Annotated in this window: 16 protein-coding genes; 13 read left to right on the top strand and 3 right to left on the bottom strand. The window is 69.7% G+C overall.

Going from position 1 to position 19,553, the window contains the following annotated elements; genetic code table 11:
• Positions 1-191: 191 nt before the first annotated feature.
• Positions 192-1,565: an MATE family efflux transporter gene (locus tag KDH83_RS02805; protein WP_212312684.1), complete on the top strand. Its 1,374-nt coding sequence runs from the start codon at positions 192-194 to the stop codon at positions 1,563-1,565.
• 29 nt (positions 1,566-1,594) lie between these two features.
• On the opposite strand, the gene KDH83_RS02800 is transcribed toward KDH83_RS02805, so the two are convergent.
• The 3 genes from KDH83_RS02800 to KDH83_RS02790 all read right to left on the bottom strand — a co-directional run bounded on the left by KDH83_RS02800 (position 1,595) and on the right by KDH83_RS02790 (position 3,951).
• Positions 1,595-2,230 carry a VTT domain-containing protein gene (locus KDH83_RS02800; protein ID WP_103274367.1) on the bottom strand — a complete coding sequence of 212 codons (636 nt, stop codon included), beginning with the start codon at positions 2,228-2,230 and terminating at the stop codon, positions 1,595-1,597.
• A 315-nt stretch (positions 2,231-2,545) separates the two neighbouring features.
• On the bottom strand, positions 2,546-3,346 hold the full coding sequence (gene fetB / locus KDH83_RS02795) for an iron export ABC transporter permease subunit FetB (protein WP_212312682.1): 801 nt from the start codon (positions 3,344-3,346) through the stop codon (positions 2,546-2,548).
• The gene (locus KDH83_RS02790) at positions 3,337-3,951 is read right to left on the bottom strand and encodes an ABC transporter ATP-binding protein (RefSeq protein WP_212312680.1); all 615 of its coding nucleotides are present in this window, start codon (positions 3,949-3,951) and stop codon (positions 3,337-3,339) included. The genes fetB and KDH83_RS02790 overlap by 10 nt, the downstream gene beginning before the upstream one ends.
• Positions 3,952-4,423: 472 nt before the next feature.
• Here KDH83_RS02790 and KDH83_RS02785 point away from each other — a divergent pair, with 472 nt between their 5' ends.
• From KDH83_RS02785 to KDH83_RS02730, 12 genes are all read left to right on the top strand, one after another.
• Positions 4,424-5,824: a SidA/IucD/PvdA family monooxygenase gene (locus KDH83_RS02785; RefSeq protein WP_212312678.1), complete on the top strand. Its 1,401-nt coding sequence runs from the start codon at positions 4,424-4,426 to the stop codon at positions 5,822-5,824.
• Between the two features lie 17 nt (positions 5,825-5,841).
• Positions 5,842-6,447, top strand: a complete 606-nt coding sequence (locus tag KDH83_RS02780; RefSeq protein WP_212312676.1) for a GNAT family N-acetyltransferase — start codon at positions 5,842-5,844, stop codon at positions 6,445-6,447.
• On the top strand, positions 6,444-8,300 hold the full coding sequence (locus KDH83_RS02775; RefSeq protein ID WP_212312674.1) for an IucA/IucC family siderophore biosynthesis protein: 1,857 nt from the start codon (positions 6,444-6,446) through the stop codon (positions 8,298-8,300). Before KDH83_RS02780 ends, KDH83_RS02775 begins: the two co-directional genes overlap by 4 nt.
• Positions 8,301-8,310: 10 nt before the next feature.
• Positions 8,311-9,105: a siderophore ferric iron reductase gene (locus tag KDH83_RS02770; protein ID WP_212312672.1), complete on the top strand. Its 795-nt coding sequence runs from the start codon at positions 8,311-8,313 to the stop codon at positions 9,103-9,105.
• 32 nt (positions 9,106-9,137) lie between these two features.
• Positions 9,138-10,301 (top strand): aromatic ring-hydroxylating dioxygenase subunit alpha, encoded by a 1,164-nt coding sequence (locus tag KDH83_RS02765; RefSeq protein ID WP_212312670.1) that lies wholly within the window; start codon positions 9,138-9,140, stop codon positions 10,299-10,301.
• A 160-nt stretch (positions 10,302-10,461) separates the two neighbouring features.
• Positions 10,462-11,592, top strand: a complete 1,131-nt coding sequence (locus tag KDH83_RS02760) for a hypothetical protein (protein WP_212312668.1) — start codon at positions 10,462-10,464, stop codon at positions 11,590-11,592.
• Positions 11,593-11,825: 233 nt separating this feature from the next.
• Positions 11,826-12,803: a helix-turn-helix transcriptional regulator gene (locus KDH83_RS02755; RefSeq protein ID WP_212312667.1), complete on the top strand. Its 978-nt coding sequence runs from the start codon at positions 11,826-11,828 to the stop codon at positions 12,801-12,803.
• Between the two features lie 183 nt (positions 12,804-12,986).
• Positions 12,987-14,210: a multidrug effflux MFS transporter gene (locus tag KDH83_RS02750; RefSeq protein WP_349291594.1), complete on the top strand. Its 1,224-nt coding sequence runs from the start codon at positions 12,987-12,989 to the stop codon at positions 14,208-14,210.
• A gap of 212 nt (positions 14,211-14,422) precedes the next feature.
• Positions 14,423-16,648, top strand: a complete 2,226-nt coding sequence (locus KDH83_RS02745; protein ID WP_212312663.1) for a TonB-dependent siderophore receptor — start codon at positions 14,423-14,425, stop codon at positions 16,646-16,648.
• Positions 16,649-16,669: 21 nt separating this feature from the next.
• Positions 16,670-17,764, top strand: coding sequence for an ABC transporter substrate-binding protein (locus KDH83_RS02740; RefSeq protein ID WP_212312662.1), 1,095 nt, complete (start codon positions 16,670-16,672; stop codon positions 17,762-17,764).
• 79 nt (positions 17,765-17,843) lie between these two features.
• Positions 17,844-18,833 carry an iron ABC transporter permease gene (locus KDH83_RS02735; protein WP_212312661.1) on the top strand — a complete coding sequence of 330 codons (990 nt, stop codon included), beginning with the start codon at positions 17,844-17,846 and terminating at the stop codon, positions 18,831-18,833.
• A partial coding sequence (locus KDH83_RS02730) for an iron chelate uptake ABC transporter family permease subunit (RefSeq protein ID WP_212312660.1) occupies positions 18,830-19,553 on the top strand: 724 nt, incomplete at its 3' end. The genes KDH83_RS02735 and KDH83_RS02730, both read left to right, overlap by 4 nt.

Below are 19,553 nucleotides of genomic sequence, written 5' to 3'. Positions count from 1 at the left end.
TATTTTTACCCGGACATATTGATTTGATTATTTTGTCTGGGTAATATTTGCACCTGCCTGCCCGGCCCGATTGCGCGCCACTGACGCGCCGCCTCGCGGACAGGCATACCAACCACTTCCCCACGGACCCATGACCTTCCGCCGGAACCCTTTCCGTCGCGGACAGGCCCCGTATCGCCCAAGGAAACGCGATGACCCAGGCAACCACCTTGCCTCCCTTGCAAGCCCCGCCCTTATGGAAAGCCTATCTGGCCATTCTGGCGCCCATGATGCTGACCAACACGCTGCAGGCCGCCGCCGGTACCATCGACGGCATCTATCTCGGCCAGATGATCGGCCTGGACGCGATCGCCGCCGTGTCGGCCTTCTTTCCCGTGTTCTTTTTCCTGCTGGCCATCATCATCGGCCTGAGCATCGGCGCCACCGTGCTGGCCGGCCAGGCCTGGGGCGCCCGCAATCCCGCCCGGGCGCGCGCCGTCGCCGGCACCGCCCTGGCGCTGGTGCTGGCGGTGGGCCTGATCGTCAGCGTGATCGGCGGCCTGACCGCCCCCATGCTGCTCAAGGCCCTGGACACGCCGCCCGAGATCCTCGATGACGCCGTGCGCTACGCCCGCGTGATGCTGATCGGCGCGCCGCTGATTTTCCTGCTGTGGCTGGCCACGTCCATCAGCCGAGGCGTGGGCGATGCCGTCTCGCCCATGTGGACGCTGCTCCTGGCGACCGGCGTGGCGATGTTGTGCACGCCCGCGCTGATCGCCGGCTGGGCCGGGCTGCCCAGGCTGGGCGTGCTCAGTCCGGCCGTGTCGACGCTGCTCGGCTTCACGCTGGCGCTGGGCTGGCTGGCGTGGCGCTGGCGCCGCCGGGGCCATCCCCTGGCGCCCAATGCCGCCCTGCTGCGCGAACTGCGCTTCGACCCGGCGCTGACGCGCGCGATCCTGAAGATCGGCGTACCGGCGGCCCTGCAGATGCTGACCATGGCGGCGGCCGAAATCGCGTTGCTGGGGCTGGTGAATCGCCACGGCGCGCAGGCCACGGCGGCCTATGGCGCGGTGACGCAGCTGATGAGCTGGCTGCAACTGCCCGCGATGTCGCTGGGCATCAGCGCCACCATCCTGGCCGCCCACGCCATCGGCGCCGGACGCGGCCACCGACTGGGCGCCATCGCCCGCACCGGGTTGATGATGAACGTGGCGGTGACGGGCCTGTTCGTCTGCGTCGCCTATGCGCTGGCGCCGTATGCCATCGGCCTGTTCCTGAAGGACGGGGCCGCCGCCGCGCAGGCCGGCGAACTGCTGCGCATCGTGGCGTGGAGCGTGGTGGCGCTGGGCTGCGCGTCCGTGCTGTCGGGCGTGATGCGCGCCAGCGGCACGGTGCTCGTGCCCGCCACGCTGGGCGTGCTGGCGATCGTGGCGGTGGAACTGCCCGCCGCCTGGTGGCTGGACGCGCGCATCGGCCTGTCAGGCATCTGGTGGGCCTACGCCCTGGCCTTCATGGCGATGCTGGTCCTGCAGTCGGGCTACTTCATGCTGGGCTGGCGCGGCCGGACGCCGCAGCGCCTGGTCTAGTCAGTAGCGTGCCAGCCCAGCGCCTGGCGTCAGCGCTGCTGCGCCAGGCGCCGCACCTGCAGCCATTGCAGCGCGACGGGGATCAGCGACAGGCCGATGATGATGACCGAGACCCAATGCAGGTTGGCCCGGACCCAGGGGATGGAGCCCAGCCAGTAGCCGGCCAGCATCATCGAGCTGCACCAGACGACGCCGCCGACCACGTTGTAGGCATAGAAGCGGCCACGCGGCATCTGCGACAGGCCGGCCACGAAAGGCGCCAGGGTGCGCACGATGGGCACGAAGCGCGCGACGGTGATCGTCATGGCGCCGAAGCGCGCGAAGTATTCCCGCGCGCGCTCCATGTGAGCAGGTTTGATCCATCGGCTGTGCGCCAGCTTCTGGCCCCAGCGGGAAGAACCGATCGTGTAGTTGAGCGCGTCGCCGGCGATGGCGGCGGCCGTGATGATGGCGATGGAGGTCAGCGGATCGATGCCCGCCAGCCCGAGGAAGGCGCCCGCCGCGAACAGCAGTGAATCGCCCGGCAGGAAGGGCATGATCACCAGTCCCGTCTCGACGAAGATGATGAGGGCGATGATCAGGGTGCCCAGCACCCAGTTCTGCGCCAGCAGGGCCATCAGGCCGTTTTCGCTGGTCAGCCACGCAAACATTTCGGTAATGCTCATCAATGTAACGATCCCGTTTTCGTGCCGGTCTGGCCGGCGTTATTTGCCAAATCCGCCTGGAGCTGAACGACTCCCGAGGGAACGGCAGGCCCAGGCGATCCCGCGCCCCCAGGCGCGCTTCCGTCTCCGCTGAAGGAAGGCGCATCACGGCGCGGCGCACCCGCATGAGCGAACGCGGCGCGGAGGCATTTCCGCGCCGGCGCATTATCACCCGGCGCGCGTCGAGTTTTCATTGAATTGGTGACCGACCGTAGCAGCCGGAGTGGCCGGCGAGAGGCAGCGGGCGAAGCCCGCTCCGCCCGTCGCCGCATGCACTCAATCGGGCATGTGCAACCTGTCCAGCCGCAACCGACCGCGCCCGTCGCTCAACCGCCGCATGGCCCCGTAGGCCGCGCCCATCGCCGCCATGCCGCTGGCCCCGCACAGCAGGAACATCAGCAGGATCTGGTACTTGGCCGCCTCGACCGGATCCATGCCGGCGATGATCTGGCCCGTCATGATGCCGGGCAGCGTGATGATGCCCGCCGCCGACATCTGGTTGATGCTGGGCAGGATGCCGCGCCGCACCGACTCGCGCAGCACGGTGGCGAAGGCCAGCCGGGGCGGCGCGCCCAGCGAGATGCGCGCCTCGATCGCCAGCTTCTCGCGCGACGCGCCGGCCAGCATGCCGTCCAGCGCCAGGCTGGCGGCGTTGAGCACGCTGCCCAGCACGATGCCGACCAGCGCGATCACGTAGCGCGGGTCGTACCAGGGATCCGGCCGCAAGGCCGTGTTGAGAATGAAGAGCGCCGTCACCAGCGTGGTGGCGCCAACCGCCGCCGCCCCGACCCAGCCGTTGCCGTGTCCGGCCAGCCGCGCCTTGGGCCGCGCCGCGACCTCGCGCGCGGCCAGGCCCATCATCACCGCCGCCACCACGGCGGTGAGCCAGGGCGCGGCATGCGCGAACACCAGCTTCAGGATGTGGCCCACCAGCAGCAACTGGACCACGGTGCGCGCCGCCGCCCACAGCGTCTGGCGCTGCATGCCCAGGCGCAGCGCGAAGGAAATCGCCGCGCACAGCAGCACCAGGCAGGAGGCGACCAGCAGGTCCGTGGCTTGCAGCCGTATCACGTCCATAGCGTCTCCAGCTTGCCCTGTCGCATCCGCCACGCGCGCCGGCACAGGCGCCGCGCCTGTTCCTCGCTGTGCGTGACCAGCAACACCGCGCCGCCTTCGTCCAGGTAGCGGCGGACCTCGCCTTCCACCCGGACCGTCGCGTCCGGATCCAGGGCCGCCGTGGGTTCGTCCAGCAACAGCGCTCGCGGCCGTTTCACCAAGGCGCGCGCCAGGCCCAGGCGCTGGCGTTCACCGGTGGACAGTTCGCGCACCAGCGCCTGCAGTTTTTCGGGCGCCAGCCCCAGCCGCTCCACCAGCCCGGCGGCGGCGGCCGCATCGTCGAAATGCGCGGCCACGCGCTCTTCCCACCAGCCGGCCTCGGCCTGGCAGTAGATGACCTGGCGGCGCCATTCGTAGCCCGCCATGCCGGAGCGCGGCGCGCCGTCGAGTTCGACCTCGCCCTCGCCTGGATCCAGGTCGGCGACCTGGCGCAGCAGCAAGGACTTGCCCGAGCCCGACGGCCCCATCACCGCCGCGCACTCGCCGGGCGCCAGCGCCAGATCGACGGCGGCCAGCCTTGCGCTGCGCACCGCCTTGAGCGCCAGTCGCGGCCGCATGTCAGCCATGTACGCGGCCCTCGTCCCGCGCCGCGCCGGCGATTGTGCGGATGCGCGCCGCGCGCGGCTTGATATGCCTGGATTCCATCCTGATTCCCTTCCGTCCTGCCGTTGCGCCGCCGGCGCACAGGCGCGCCACGGAACAGTTCGCGGGCATTGTCCCACACGCCCCGGGGCCCCGGACACGTCCCTATGCCGACCGCCACCCTGCATATGCCGACCGCTCGCAAGCCGGCGCGGTGCGTGTCAGCACAAACCCGTATTTGCTAGAGTTGCTGCATTGCAAATGAAAATCACACCCATGTGCATTACAAGATATTGCAATTCCGGCAAAGGCAGTCCCCCGCTGATCGCGCGCGCCCTCCGGCTGGTCTACCTGTGCCGGCCCATCCCGCCCGATTGACGCCAGTCCCGGGCGCTTCCCTTCCCGTGCCGACCGCAGCGCACGCGCAACGCAGACTCAGCAAAGGCGACTCCAATCATGAATCGAGAAATCTATGACTTCGTGGCTATCGGCCTAGGCCCCTTCAACCTCAGCCTGGCCTGCCTGTCCGCGCCGCTGCCCGGCGTGCGCGCGCTGTTCCTGGAGAAAAAGCCCGGCTTCGATTGGCATCCGGGCATGCTGATCGAGGCCTCCACGCTGCAGAACCCCTTCCTGGCGGACCTGGTCAGCCTGGCCGATCCGCGCAGCGAGTACAGCTACCTGAACTACTGCAAGCAGACCGGCCGCATCTATTCGTACTACATGCGCGAGAACCACTATCTGAGCCGCGCCGAGTACAACCGCTATTGCCAGTGGGTCGTGGCCCGCCTGCCCAACCTGCGCTTCAACAGCGACGTGCAGGGCGTGCTGCACGATCCGGACAGCAACACCTACCTGGTCACCGGCCAGCACGCCGCCACCGGCGAGCGCTTCATGGTCCTCTGCCGCAAGCTGGTGCTGGGCCTGGGGTCGCAACCGTCCCTGCCCGCCTGCTGCGACCGCCGCGCCGCGCCCTATATCCATAGCGCCGACTACCTGCGCAACAAGGCGCAGTTGCAGCAGCGCGACGCCATCACCATCGTGGGCAGCGGCCAGAGCGCGGCCGAGGTCTTCCACGACCTGCTGCGCGACAGCGCCGGGCATGACTACAGCCTGGCGTGGATCACGCGCTCGCCGCGCTTTTTCCAGATGGAGAACACCAAGCTCACGCTGGAACTGATCTCGCCCGACTACACCGAATACTTCTACGATCTGCCCGAAGCGCGCCGCCGCCAGATCCTGGCGCAGCAGAGCAGCCTGTACAAGGGCATCAACGCCTCGCTCATCAACCAGATCTACGACCTGCTGGACGAGAAGATCCACGACGGCGACCGGCGCTACACCCTGCTCACCAATTCCGAGCTGCGCGCCTGCCGCTACGACCGCGCGCAAGCGCGCTATCACCTGGAATTCCAGCACGTCGACTACGCCCAGCCCTTCAGCCACGCCACCGACGGTCTGGTGCTGGCCACTGGCTACTCGCACAGCATCCCCGCGTGCATCAACCCCATCCACGACCGCATCGCCTGGAACGAGGACGGCAGCTACCGGATCGGCCGCAACTACGCCATCGACCACGACGGCGGCGAGATCTACGTGCAGAACACCGGCCTGCTCAGCCACGGCGTCACCAACCCGGACCTGGGCTTCTGCTGCCACCGCAATTCGCTGATCCTGCGCGAGCTGACCGGCGTGGAGCACTACCCGGTCGAGGCCCACACCGCGCTGCAGGAGTTCCGTCCGCCCGCCAGCGGCGTGCTGGCGCATCGCCAGGACCGGCGCGCCGCCGGCAAGCGCCTGCATGCCGCCGCGACCGAGCTGATGCCCATGATGGACGGCCATCGCGCCGCCACCGTATGAGTCACGAGGGAACCACGATGATGACCATGATGGCCACCTTCCTGGGCGAGATCGACCGCCACGCCCGCGAATGCTATGACGAGGGCGCCGGCCTGGCGCTGCGTCCGCTGGATCCCGAGGCCGACGCGCCGCTGCTGCAACGCTGGTTCGCGATGGATTACGCGCGCTTCTGGTCCATGCAGGACCACAGCGTGGCGCAGGTGCGCGACTTCTACGCCGCGCTGTGCGGCAGTGGCCATGCCCAGGCCTGGCTCGGCTCGCACCAGGGCCGCCCCGCCTTCCTGGCCGAGTGCTACGACCCCGCCCACGACCAAATTGGCGAGCACTACCCCGTGCGTCCGGGCGACATCGGCATGCACATCTTCATCGGTCCCCCCACGCAACGCATCCCGGGCTTCAGCCGCGAGGTCTTCGCCCTGGTCATGCGCTTCCTGTTCGACCGGCTCAACGCCGCCCGCGTGGTGGTCGAGCCGGACGCCAACAACGCCAAGATCCATGCGCTGAACCTGGCCATGGGATTCGTCTACGCCGGGCAGGCCCGGTTCCGCGAAAAAACCGCCAGCCTCGCCTTCTGCACCCGCGCCCAGTTCGAGCAGGCCCAACTTCAGGAGTCCACCCTATGAGCCACCCCGCCGCCCAACATCCGTCCCAGGTCGCCAGCCACCTTGAACCCGAGGTCTGGGCCAAGGTCAACCGCCTGCTGGTGCGCAAGGCCATCTCGGAATACGCGCATGAATGGCTGCTGGAGCCCGAGCGCCTGGGCCCGTCCGACAAGCCCGGCTTCGACCGCTACCGGCTGGCGCTGGCCGAAGGCGCCGAGTACCGCTTCGACGCGCAGATCATGGCCATGCGCCACTGGCGCATCGCGCCCGAATCCATCGCCAAGACCGTGGCCGGCGCGCCCGCGCCGCTGGACGCGCTGCAATTCGTGATCGAGGTGCGCGACCGCCTGGCCCTGCCCGCCGACCGCCTGCCCATCTACCTGGACGAGATCACCAGCACGCTGCACGGCAGCGCCTACAAGCATGGCCGCGCCGCCCCGGGCGCCGCCGAGCTGGCGCTGGCCGACTACCAGACCATCGAGACCTCGATGATCGAGGGCCACCCCAGCTTCGTCGCCAACAACGGCCGCCTGGGCTTCGACGCCGAGGACTACCACGCCTACGCCCCCGAGGCCGCCGCGCCGATCCGCGTGATGTGGCTGGCGGTGCACAAGGACAACGCGCACTTCGCCTGCCTGTCCGACATGGACTACGACAGCCTGCTGCGCGAGGAGCTGGGCGAGCAGACCGTGGCCGCCTTCACCGAGCGGCTGCGCGGCCAGGGCCTGGACCCGGCCGACTACTACTTCATGCCCTCGCATCCGTGGCAGTGGTTCAACAAGCTGTCGCTGGCCTTCGCCCCCTATGTCGCCAACCGCAAGATCGTGTGCCTGGGCGAAGGCGCGGACCAGTACCTGGCGCAGCAGTCGATCCGCACCTTCTTCAACATCAGCCAGCCCGCCAAGCGCTATGTGAAGACCTCGCTGTCGATCCTGAACATGGGCTTCATGCGCGGCCTGTCGCCGTACTACATGTCAGGCACGCCGGCCATCAACGAGTACATCCACGGCCTGATCGCGTCCGACCCGTGGCTGCGCGCGAACGGCTTCACCATCCTGCGCGAGGCGGCATCGCTGGGCTTTCGCAACTACTACTACGAAGCCGCCATCCCGGTGGACACGCCGTACAAGAAGATGTTCTCGGCGCTGTGGCGCGACAATCCGCTGAACCAGATCGCGCCGGGACAGCGCCTGATGACCATGGCCGCGCTGCTGCACGTGGATCCGCAGGGCCGCGCGCTGCTGCCCGAGCTGGTGCGCGCCTCGGGCCTGACCGTGGACGCCTGGCTGCGCCGCTACGTCGACGCCTACCTGACGCCGCTGGTGCATTGCTTCTACGCCCACGACCTGGTGTTCATGCCGCATGGCGAGAACGTCATCCTGGTGGTGCAGGACCATGTGCCGGTGCGCGCCTTCATGAAGGACATCGCCGAGGAATCGTCGATCCTGAACCCGGCCGCCGCGCTGCCCGAGAACGCGCGCCGGCTGGCCGCCGACGTGCCCGAGGAATACAAGCTGCTGACCATCTTCGTGGATGTGTTCGAGGGCTACTTCCGCCACCTGAGCCACATCCTGGCCGAGACCGGCCTGATGCAGGAGGACGCGTTCTGGGAACTGGTGGCCGGCCGCGTCGCGGCCTACCAGGAAGCGCATCCGCAGCGGCTGGCCAAGTACCGCCAGTACGACCTGTACGCGCCGGACATGATCCATTCGTGCCTGAACCGCCTGCAGCTGGCCAACAACCTCCAGATGGTCAACCTGGCCGATCCCATCGGCAGCTTCCAGATGGCCCCCAACCTGGTCAACCCGATCGCGCGCTTCCGCCCGCGCTGGCTGGACCAGGCCGAGGCGGACGCCGTCCGCGCCGCCGCGTGAGGATGCCCCGGTGAGCCGCGAGCTGGATGAACTGCTGGCGCTGACCGCCACCCTCGTGCCCGGCCTGAAAGGCCGGGTCGAGGGCGAACACGAGAGCACGGCGGACCGCCGGGCGGATGCCCCGGACGGCGCTCCGCCCGCGTCCGGCATCCGTCCCGGCGCCGACAACGCCGCCGCCATCCGCGACCTGCGCGACTGGTGGCTGGAGCGCCATCCCGAGGCCGGCCCGCACTATCTGGCGCTACGCTGCTGGGGCCTGCTGATCTGGCAGCCCATCTACCTGGGCATGATCGCCGCGCACCGCAGCGCCATCGCGCCCGACCTGGGCCGGCTCGACCAGCCGGTCGTCAACGGCTTCATCTGCGGCTACAGCATCGGCCGCCACGACCCGCTGCGCGGCTGCCTGCGCCAGCGCATGGACGCCATCGCCGCCCAGCTGCGGCAGATCTGCGCCGCGTTCTACCGCGAGCTGACCCAGGTCTTGAGCCTGAATCCCCGCGCCGCCGCCTGCATGCAGGCCGATTGCGTGCTGTCGGCCCTGCAGGCCGCGCGCAGCGGCGAGCCCGCCGCCGCCAATGCCTGGGCCCGCGAGACCGCGGCCGACTGGCTGACGCGGCTGGGCATCGCCGGCCGCAGCGGCTACCTGGCCTATCAGCGCGAGGGCCTGCCGGTCATCGCCGTGGACCGCCAGGTCTGCTGCCATCACTTCCGCAGGCGCGACGGCGACTATTGCAGCACCTGCCCCAAACTGGATACCGCCGAGCGCATCGCGCGGTTGGACGCCGAAAGCGCCGTGCCCGCCTGAGCCCGCCGCGCCCAGGCCCTAGGAGTCGGATCATGACGGACATCGCCAGCCTGGCGCATGTGCAGCAGGCGCTCAGCCCGCTGCACGTGCGCGCCTATTTCGACGAAGAGCTGTTCGCCCGCGAGCAGGAAACCATATTCAAGCAATCCGCCATCTATGTCGGCCACGAGAAAGGCGTGCCCGAGCCCGGCGACTGGCGCCGCCTGCCGCACGAGGAAGGCGGCCGCGTGCTGGTGCGCAACGCCGGCGGCGTCGAGCTGATCTCCAACGTCTGCCGCCACCGCCAGGCCCTGATCCTGGGCGGCCAGACCGGCGCCGTGACCGGGCCGGGCAATCCCGCCGGCAACCTGACCGCCACCGGCGGCAACATCGTCTGCCCGCTGCACCGCTGGACCTACGACAACCGCGGCCAGATCCTGGGCGCGCCGCAATTCCCCAGCACGCCCTGCCTGAACCTGCCGCGCTTCCCGCTGAAATCCTGCCACGGCCTGCTGTTCGAGGGACCGCGCGATCCATTGGCCGACCTGGGCCGGCTCTTCAACCGGCCGGAGTTCGACTTCAGCGACTACGTGCTGGACCATGTGGAAGTCCATCAATGCAACTACAACTGGAAGACCTTCATCGAGGTCTACCTGGAGGACTACCACGTCGGCCCCTTCCATCCAGGCCTGGGCCGCTTCGTGACCTGCGAGGATCTGTCCTGGGAATTCGCCGAGCAGTACAGCCTGCAGCGCGTCGGCGTGCACGATTCGCTGGAGAAGCCCGGTTCCGACGTGTACCGCGACTGGCACGACACGCTGATGCGCTATCGCGGCGGCTCGGCGCCGGACTACGGCGCGATCTGGGTGACCTACTTCCCCACCCACATGATCGAGCTGTATCCGCACGTGCTGGTGCTGTCCACGCTCTATCCCAAGAGCCCGCAGGAGACCATCAACATCGCCGAGTTCTACTACCCCGAGGAAATCGCGCTGTTCGAGCGCGAGTTCGTCGAGGCCCAGCGCGCCGCCTATATGGAAACCGCCGTCGAGGACGACGAGATCGGCGAACGCATGGACGCCGGCCGGCTCGCCCTGCTGCGCCGGGGCGTGTCCGAGAGCGGCCCGTACCAGTCGCCGATGGAGGACGGCATGCTGCATTTCCATGAGTGGTACCGGCGCGTCATGGGAGACCGCATCGGCAATTGCGCGGCCTGATCCTGCCCCGCATGCCAGCGGCCGCCGTTCCCGGGAAGCCATGGCGGCGCGCCGCCCTACAATCGACGGGACCGCCAGCGGACCACGCAGCCCGCCGGCGACCCGGCGGCGCCATGCGCCCGCCCTCTGCCGCCACGCGGCATACGCGCAAGAGGCCCGCATGACCCGTATCCGCAGCTTCCACGATCCCGCCACCGGCAAAGTCTGGGGCACGCGAACCGACGGGATCAACGTGACCATCTTTGCCGGCATGCCGGGCAAACTCAAGGAAACGGACAAACCGCAAGCGGATGCGGCTTGCGCCCGTCGCTACCTGGACAAGGAAGAAGGCGCGCGCCTGCGCAAGGGCATGGTGCTGGCCGCGCCCGCCGCCGCGTCGGGCGAGCCCGTCATGCTCAGGCATCTGGGCGGCGGCTACACCGGCGCCCTGGCCATCGCGGAACTGGACGGCGGCCTGCTGCTCAACCGCTACGACGATACCCGGCAGGGCGACGAAATCTGGCGCCTCGCTCCGGACGGCAGCGCCGAGCGCCTTGCCTTTGCCGGGCCGAATACCTTGTTGTGGCGCATGCTGCCCGTGGCGGGCCTGGAGCGAGTCCTGCTGCTGGCCGACCACCAGATCCGCGCCTGGACGCCGGCCACCGGCCTGATCGAACCGCTGACGCGGGCCAACGGCAAGCCGGCAAGCTTCCTGGATTGCCAGGGCGCCGTGGCGGCCTGGCACGAACAGCCTGAACTCGTGGTGCGCGACCTGGCCGCCGGCAAGGATCTGCTGCGCCTGGCCATCGAGCCGGAGCTGTACGGCGGCCACACGCCCCAGCTGGAGGGCGCGCTGTCGGCGGACAGCGCCCTGCTGGCGTACTGCGTGCAACCGGGCCGCATCCAGGTTCTGGATATCGCCGGCGGCACCCGGCAAGCCATCATCGAAGGCGACTTCAAGATGGTCGGACAGTTGGCTTTCACGCCCGACCGGCGTGCGCTGATCGTCAAAGAGAACTATGGAGGATGGCGGCTGCTGGCCTTCGATCTGGCCAGCGCCGCGCCCCGGGCCGGCTGGCCCGAGGCGGCCGACCCCGGCAGCAGCAACTTCGCCCTGGACGCCGCGCGCGGCCGCATCGCTTTTCACATGCGGGGCCACGTCCACGTGCATGAGCTGGCCACGATGCGCCCGCTGAACAAGATCGCAATCGACCAGATCGTCAAGCGCGTCGCCCTCACCTGGACGGCCGATGGCCGGCTGGGCGCGCGTACGGATCTGGGCTGCGTCGGTCTCTATGCGGTATCGACGTAGCGCGTGAGCGCCTGCCACGGGTTCCAGGCATACAAGGGCCAAAAATTGCACAAGCTCTCGACAAACGGGAGAATCGACCGCTTGGTTCACCATAGCGCGGTTCGACAACGATCAACGGTCGATCCGGCATGCAAATAAATAAATAGAAATCCGTGCTATTCTCATTTTCACCCTGTCTCGGATCTCCCCAGCCACGGCGCGCCCATGGCCGTCGGCTTCAACCAGCAGCGCGGATGACGACCTTGACCCCACCCAATCCTCCCACGGCCAGGTTCACCGTCGCGGATTTCAACCGCATGGGCGGCCCGGCCGGCTTCAGCTACCGCCTGCCCAAGCTGGGCACGCCGCGCGCCGACCACGACGCCCTCTGCATCGCCGAGGGCCGCGTCGAGGAACACCAGATCCGGCCCGGCGTCACGCTGGTCGTGTCCGACCTGCAGGTGCACCATCACTACGAAGCCACGTCCTTCATGACGCCGCGCTTCTCCGCCATCATCATGCTGCAGGGCCAGGCCCGCGCCCAGCTCGACCGCCAGGACGACGTGCCGCTGCTGGCCCATAGCGGCATCAGCGCCCTGTACGGCGAGAATGCCGCCATGACCGGCATCCACCCGGCCGGCCAGCGCCTGCGCAGCGTCAACCTGTCCTTGTCCGAGCCGGAAGCGGCGGGCGACGAGCGCGCCAGCGAGATGATCTGGAAGGCGCTGCGTTCGCCGGCCGGCCTGCGACTGCGGCGTTGGCAGGTGCAAAACCATCTGCTGCTGGCCATCGAGCACCTGCTGGACTGCGGCTGGGACCACCCGCTGCGCAACCTGCTGCGCGAGGGCGTGGGCGCCCAGTTGCTGGCGCATGCGCTGGCCTCGCTGGACCAGGCGCCGCCCGCCGATCAGAGCCTGTCGCAGCGCGACCGGCAACTGCTGGAACGCGTGCGTGAACGGCTGCACGACGCGCCGGGCGAGGACCACACGCTGGAGGCTTTGGCCAAACTGGCCTGCATGAGCCCCAGCACGCTGCGCGCCAAGTTCCAGGCCGCCTACCGGCAATCGGTGTTCAGCTGGCTGCGCGAGCGGCGGCTGGAAGTGGCCCGCCAGCATCTGGCCCAGGGCTGGAGCGTGCAGCAGGCCGCGCATTTCGTCGGCTATCGCCACGCCACCAACTTCGCCACGGCCTTCCGCGAGCGCTACGGCGTGGCCCCCAGCGAACTGAACTGAATCGGCGCGCGGACGCGATGGCGGCCTCTACCCCATCCCCGCCGCCCGTATTCCCGCGCGTTGCCGTCTGCTTCCGGCGGCAGCCATTGCTCCGCCGGCATTGCGCATTCCCGACGCCGGCCTGGCTGGGCCACCATGACGCAATGCCGCCCAATCCGGGCGGCCCTTGCCATGGAAGCGCCCGTGTCCCGCCCCGTTCCCCTGCCTGCCTTTCCGGTCATGGTGCTCATGCTGGGCCTGCTGTCCTGCGTCGCGCCCGCGACCATCGACGCCTACCTGCCTGCGTTCGGCGCGCTGAGCCGGGAGTTCGGCGTGCCGCAGGACACCGTGCAGCTGACGCTCGGGGTCTATATGTTCTGCTATGCGGCCATGCTGCTGCTGCATGGCACGCTGTCCGACTCGCTGGGCCGGCGCCGCGTGGTGCTGACGGCCCTGGTCTGCTACGTGGCCGGCGCGCTGCTGGCCGCCGCCGCCCCGGACTTCGACTGGCTGCTGGCGGCGCGCGCGCTGCAGGGCCTGTCGGCCGGCGCCGGCATCGTGGTGGGCCAGGCCATCGTGCGCGACTGCTACGAGGGCGCGGTGGCGCGCCGCGCCATGTCCTATCTGATCCTGGTGTTCAACCTGTCGCCAGCGCTGGCGCCCATCGTCGGCGGCTACCTGGCCGCGCACCAGGGCTGGCGCGCCGTGTTCCTGCTTCTGGCGGTACTGGCCACGGCCGCGCTGGCGCTGTGCGCGCTGCGCCTGCCCGAAACCCTTGCTCCGGAGCAGCGCCAGCCCTTGTCCTGGCGCGGCCTGGCCCGGAACTACGGCCGGGTGCTGGGCGACGCGCGCTTCGTGTCGCTGGGGCTGGCCTTCAGCCTGGTCTTCGCCGCCCAGGGCTTCCTGATCGGCGCCGCGCCCGACTTCATCACGAACGTGCTGGGCTTGCAGGAAACCGACTTCGCCTACCTGTTCGTGCCGCTGGTGGCCGGTGCCATGCTGGGCGCGCTGTTCGCCGCGCGCAAGGCGGGCAGCTGGACCGACGCGCGCGTCACCGCGCTGGCCTATCTGCTGATGGGCGGCAGCTGCCTGGCCAACCTGGCCTATGTGGCGGCGGCTGGCCGGCCCGCGCTGCCCTGGGCCGTGATCCTGCCCGGCGTCTTCACCTGCGGGCTGGCCATGTCGGTGCCCGCCATGACCTTGCGCATCCTGGCGCGGGTGCAGGAGCTGTCCGGCACCGCCGCCTCGGTGCTGGGCTTCATGCAGATGCTCACCTTCTCGCTGGTCAGCGGCTGGTGCGTGCCGCTGGTCTATGGCCAGCCGCTGCGCCTGGCGCTGGCCATGCTGGCCTGCGTGGCGGCCAGCGCCCTGGGCTGGGCCTGGCTGCATCGCAAGCCGCAGCCGCTGGCCAACGCCGAACCGGGCTGAGCAGCCGATCCCTGGCCGCACGCTCGCGCGCGGCGCCATTCCGCGCGGCGCCATCCCTTTATTGCTTCGCGCCCGTTCCGGCGGAGTCCCGGCGGCATTTGCCATATGGATCGCGTCATCAGGCATACATCAGTCCATACGTAAAAATCAATAATTCTCATTACCAGATTTTTCCGTTCAGCTCGTTGCCTATTTCGCCGGAGTTCGTTGCCATGTCGTCCGCTTTGCCCACGCCCGCCGCGCTGCCGCGCCGGGCGCGCCCCTTGACCCACGCAATCCAGACGGCCCTGCTCTGCTCTGCCCTTGCCCACCAGAACGCCACCGCCCAGGTCGCCGCAGAGACCCCGTCCGCGCCGGGCGGCGTGGCCCAGATGCCGGCCGTGACCGTGACGGGCTCCGGCCTGGGCGGCACCACCGAAGGCACGAATTCCTACACCACCGAGTCCATGAGCACCGCCACGGGCCTGACGTTGGCGCCGCGCGAAACGCCGCAATCGGTCAGCGTGGTCACGCGCCAACAGATCGAGGACCAGGGCCTGCGCGACACCGCGGCCATCCTGTCGTCAGCGCCCGGCATCTCGATGACGCGCAGCGACAGCAACCGCTATTCATTCTCGGCGCGCGGCTTCGCCATCGACAACATCCAGTTCGACGGCCTGGCATCGCCCATCCTGAGCCAGTGGAACTATGGCTCCACCGACATGGACGCGGCCATCTACGACCGCGTGGAAGTGGTGCGCGGCGCCACCGGCCTGATGACCGGATCCGGCAACCCCTCGGCCGCCGTCAACTTCATCCGCAAGCGCCCGCTGCGCGACTTCGCCGCCTCGGCCAACGTCAGCGTCGGCAGCTGGGACTATCTGCGCGGCGAGGCCGACCTGTCGGTGCCGCTGACCGAAAACGGCAAGATCCGCTCGCGCTTCGTCGCCGCCTACAGCCAGAGCGACAGCAACGTGACCTTCCTGGACTCGCGCCGGCGCACTTTCTACGGCGTGGTCAGCGCCGACCTGACGCCCGACACAGTGCTGACGGCCAGCGTGGAATACCAGCGCAGCATCAGCAACGGCTTCGGCAGCGGCTTCCCGCTGTTCTACAGCGACGGCTCGCGCACCGACTTCAACCGCTCGGTCGCCAACAACGCCCGCTGGGCCCGCCAGGACACCGAGACCACCACCTATTTCGTCGACCTCACCCACCGCTTCGCCAATGACTGGAAGCTGCGCGCGGCCTACAGCCACAACGACGGCGACTACCGCATGAAGCAGGTCTACCGCGGCGGCTACCCCGACCGCGTCACCGGCGCGATCTCGCAGCGGCCCAACTTCGCCAACTACGACGGCGTGCGCAAGCGTGACGACATCCACCTGTCGCTGAACGCGCCGTTCCAGCTGTTCGGCCTGCGGCACGAGGTCGCCGTGGGCTGGATGAGCATCGACGACCACAGCGATATCCAGCAATACGCCATGGTCGGCCCCGCACCCGCCATCGGCAGCTACTTCAACTGGCGCCAGGACCATATCCAGGAACCGACCTGGTCGGGCGCCAAGTCGCCCGCCGACGACGTGCGCACCAAGCAGACCGGCACCTACGTGGTCGGACGCTTCGCGCTGGCCGAACCGCTGCATCTGATCGTGGGCGGACGCTGGAGCGATTGGGACACCAACCAGGTCTCCTTCGGCCGCGCCAGCAAGTACAAGATCAGCAAGCAGTTCACGCCCTACGCCGGCCTGATCTACGACATCAACAGCACCTACACGGCCTACGCCAGCTATACCGAGATCTTCCTGCCGCAGAACGCGCGCGACACCAGCGGCTCGATCCTGCCGCCCGTCGATGGCAAGAGCTACGAGATCGGACTGAAAGGCGCCTATCTGGAAGGCCAGCTGAACGCGTCCGCCGCGTTGTTCCAGACCCGCCAGAACAACCTGGCCCAGGTGATCCCGGGCTCCAGCGTGCCCGGTTTCCCGACCATGCAGGCCTCGCGCGCCGTGTCCGGCGCCAAGGTCGAGGGCATCGACCTTGAAGCCACCGGCCAGCTCATGCCGGGCTGGAACGTCAGCGCCAGCTACACGCACTTCACCGCCAAGGACGCCGACGGCAAGCCCATCAACACCAGCCATCCACGCAGCCTGTTCAAGCTCTACACCACCTACCGCCTGCCGGGCGACCTGCACCGGCTCACCGTGGGCGGCGGCGTGGACTGGCAGAGCCGCATGTACCAATCGGCCGCCAGCCCGCGCGGCAACGTGGACGTCGAGCAAGGCAGCTACGCCCTGGTCAACCTGATGGCGAAGTACGACTTCAGCAAGCGCGTCTCGGCCACGCTGAACGTCAACAATGTGTTCGACCGCAAGTATTACGACCAGATCGGCTTCTTCAGCCAGGGCTGGTGGGGCGCGCCGCGCAACGTCATGCTGACGCTGCGCGCGCAATATTGATCGAGGGAGCGGCAAGGCAGGATGCGTTTTTCTTTCCCAGCATGGAAGCAGGCGCTGCGCCTGGGCGCGGCGGCCTGCCTGTGCGCGTTCGCGCTGGCCGGTTGCGACCGGCCGGCCGGCGGCGCGACCGACACCTCTCAAGCGCCGGCGGCCACCTCCGCCGTTCCCGCCACCGATTCCGCCGCCGCTTTCCCGGTGACGCTGCAAGGCGCGCTCGGCACGGCCATCATCAAGGCCCCGCCCAAACGCGTCGTCACGATCGGCCTGGGCGCCGACGACCTGGCCGTGTCGCTGGGCGTGGTGCCGGTGGGCGTCAGCCGCGCCGACTGGGGCGGCGATGCCCGGCACTACTGGCCCTGGGTGCGCGCCGCCATCGAGGCTCGCGGCGCCCCGCTGCCTGCCCTGATCACGGAATACCCGGAACTGGACGTGGAACAGATCATCGCCTTGCAGCCCGACGTGGTGCTGGCGCCGTTCTCCGGCATGAGCGCCCAGGCCTACGCACAGCTGTCGCGCTTCGTTCCCGTGGTGGCCTATCCGGAACATCCCTTCCTGACGCCGATGGACACGCAGATCGACCTGATCGCCGCCGCGCTGGGCAAGCGCGCCGAGGCGGACGCGCTCAAGGCCCGCATCGCCCATGCCTTGCAGCGCGCCGCGCGCGACAACCCGCAACTGGCCGGCAAGACCTTCGCCTACGTGCGCGCCGACCTGGGGTCCGGCAACTTCGCCACCTATGTGGCGGGCGATCCGCGCGTGGACACGATCAGCGCCATGGGCCTGGCCCTGGCCCCCTCGGTGCGCCAGCTGCGCGCCAGCGCCGGCCACTTCGCGCACTACCTGGGCTTCGAGCATGCCGACCGGCTGGCAGACGTCGACATCCTGGTGTCCTGGTTCTACAACGACGCCGAGCGCGACAAGACGGCGGCCATGCCGCTCTATGCCGCCATCCCGGCCGTCCAGCGCGGAGCCTACGTGGCCCTGAGCGATCCGTCGCTGGTCATGGCGTCCTCGTCCGGCGCGCCGCTGGCGGTGGACTGGATGCTGGACCGGCTCGCGCCGCAACTGGCCGCCGCCGCATTGCGCGCCCGCCCCGGCAAGCACGCGAGTCCATGATGCACCGGCATGTGATGTACACGTTCGTGATGCACCGGCCTGACTCGCGGCAGGCCCGCATCTCGCGCAAGGCCGCCCCATGACGGCTCGCGCGCGCTGGGGCGCGCTGGGCCTGTGCGCCCTGCTGCTGGCCGCCTGTACGCTGGGCAGTCTCTGGTTGGGTTCCAAGGACCTGGCGCCCGCCGACGTATGGCGCGCGCTGACCCGGCCCGACGACAGCTACGCGGCGCTGGTGGTCGCCTCGCGCGTGCCGCGCACATTGCTCGCCTGCCTGACCGGCTCGGCGCTGGCCGTGGCCGGCGCGCTGATCCAGACGCTGACCCGCAACCCGCTGGCCGACCCCGGCCTGCTGGGCGTGAACGCCGGCGCGGCCGCGTCCATCGTCACGCTGGCGCTGGTCACTGGCGGCCTGCCGGCCCATCCGTTCTGGGCCGCGCTGCCCGGCGCGCTGGCGGCCTCGGCCGCCGTGTACTGGCTGGGCGCGGGCGGACGCGGGCTGATGCCGGTACGCCTGATCCTGGCCGGCGCCGCCATCAACGCCGTGCTGTACGCCTATGTGCAGGCCATCGCCCTGCTGCGCAGCGACATCTTCGACGTCTACCGTTTCTGGGCCGTGGGCTCGCTGGCCGGCCACTCCCTGGCCGCCGCCGGCCGCGCCGCGCCCTATGTCGCCGCCGGCCTGCTGCTGGCCCTGGCGCTGGCGCGGCCGCTGAACCTGCTGGCGCTGGGCGGCGGCATGGCGCGCGCCCTGGGCCTGTCGGCCGGCCGCCACCGGCTGGCCGGCCTGCTGTGCATGGCGGTGCTGGCCGCCGCCGCCACCGCGGCCTGCGGCCCGATCGCCTTCGTCGGGCTGGCCGTGCCGCACCTGGCGCGCCGACTCGCCGGCCCCGATCTGCGCTGGCAGTTGGCGTTCTGCCTGCTGCTCGGCCCGGTCCTGATGCTGGCCGCCGACATCCTGGCGCGGCTGCTGCGCGCGCCGGCCGAGCTGCTGACCGGCGTGGTCGTGGCCTTCATCGGCGCGCCCTTCCTGCTGGCCGCGCTGCGTCGCGACCAGGGGGCAGCTCGATGAGCGCGCCTCCCGCCCACGACGCCTGCGGCGAGGTGCGCGCGCGTCCCGTCCACGCCGCGCCGATGCTGCGCGCCGGCCGCTGGCTGGCCGTGCCGCTGCCGCCGCGCGCGCTGGCCTATGGCGCGGCGCTGATCCTGTTGATGCTGCTGTCGGTGGCGCTGGCGCTGACCCTGGGCGCGCAGGGCCTGTCCTGGCGCGAGCTGCCCACGGTGCTGGCCGGCGGCGGCACGCCGGTGCAGCAGTGGCTGGCCTACACCCTGCGGCTGCCGCGCGCGCTGGCCGCGCTGGGCGCGGGCGCGGCGCTGGGCCTGTCGGGCGCGCTGTTCCAGAGCGTGACCCGCAATCCGCTCGGCAGCCCGGACGTGATCGGCCTGACCGCCGGCGCCTCGGCCGGCGCCGTGGCCGCCGCCATGGTCTGGCCGGGCCTGCTGCCGGTGGCATGGGGCGCGGCCGCCGGCGCGCTGCTGGCCATGGCCGCCGTCTGGTTCGGCTCGGGCGCCGGCTTCGCCGCGCCGCAGCGCATGGTCGTGGCCGGCATCGCCGTGGGCGCGCTGGCGCTGGCCTTCGTGCAGTACGCGCTGTCCAACCTGCGCCGCGAGCAAGCCCACCTGGCCGCCACCTGGTTGAACGGCAACCTGGCCGGCAAGACCTGGAACGACGCGCTGCTGATCGCGCTGGCCTGCGCCGTGCTGCTGCCGCTGGCGATGGCCCTGGCCGCGC

It is taken from the genome of Achromobacter sp. Marseille-Q0513 (genome assembly GCF_018195695.1).
Lineage (GTDB): Bacteria > Pseudomonadota > Gammaproteobacteria > Burkholderiales > Burkholderiaceae_B > Achromobacter.
Note: the sequence above shows the minus strand (reverse complement) of the source record. Positions and strands in the feature narration are given on the sequence as shown.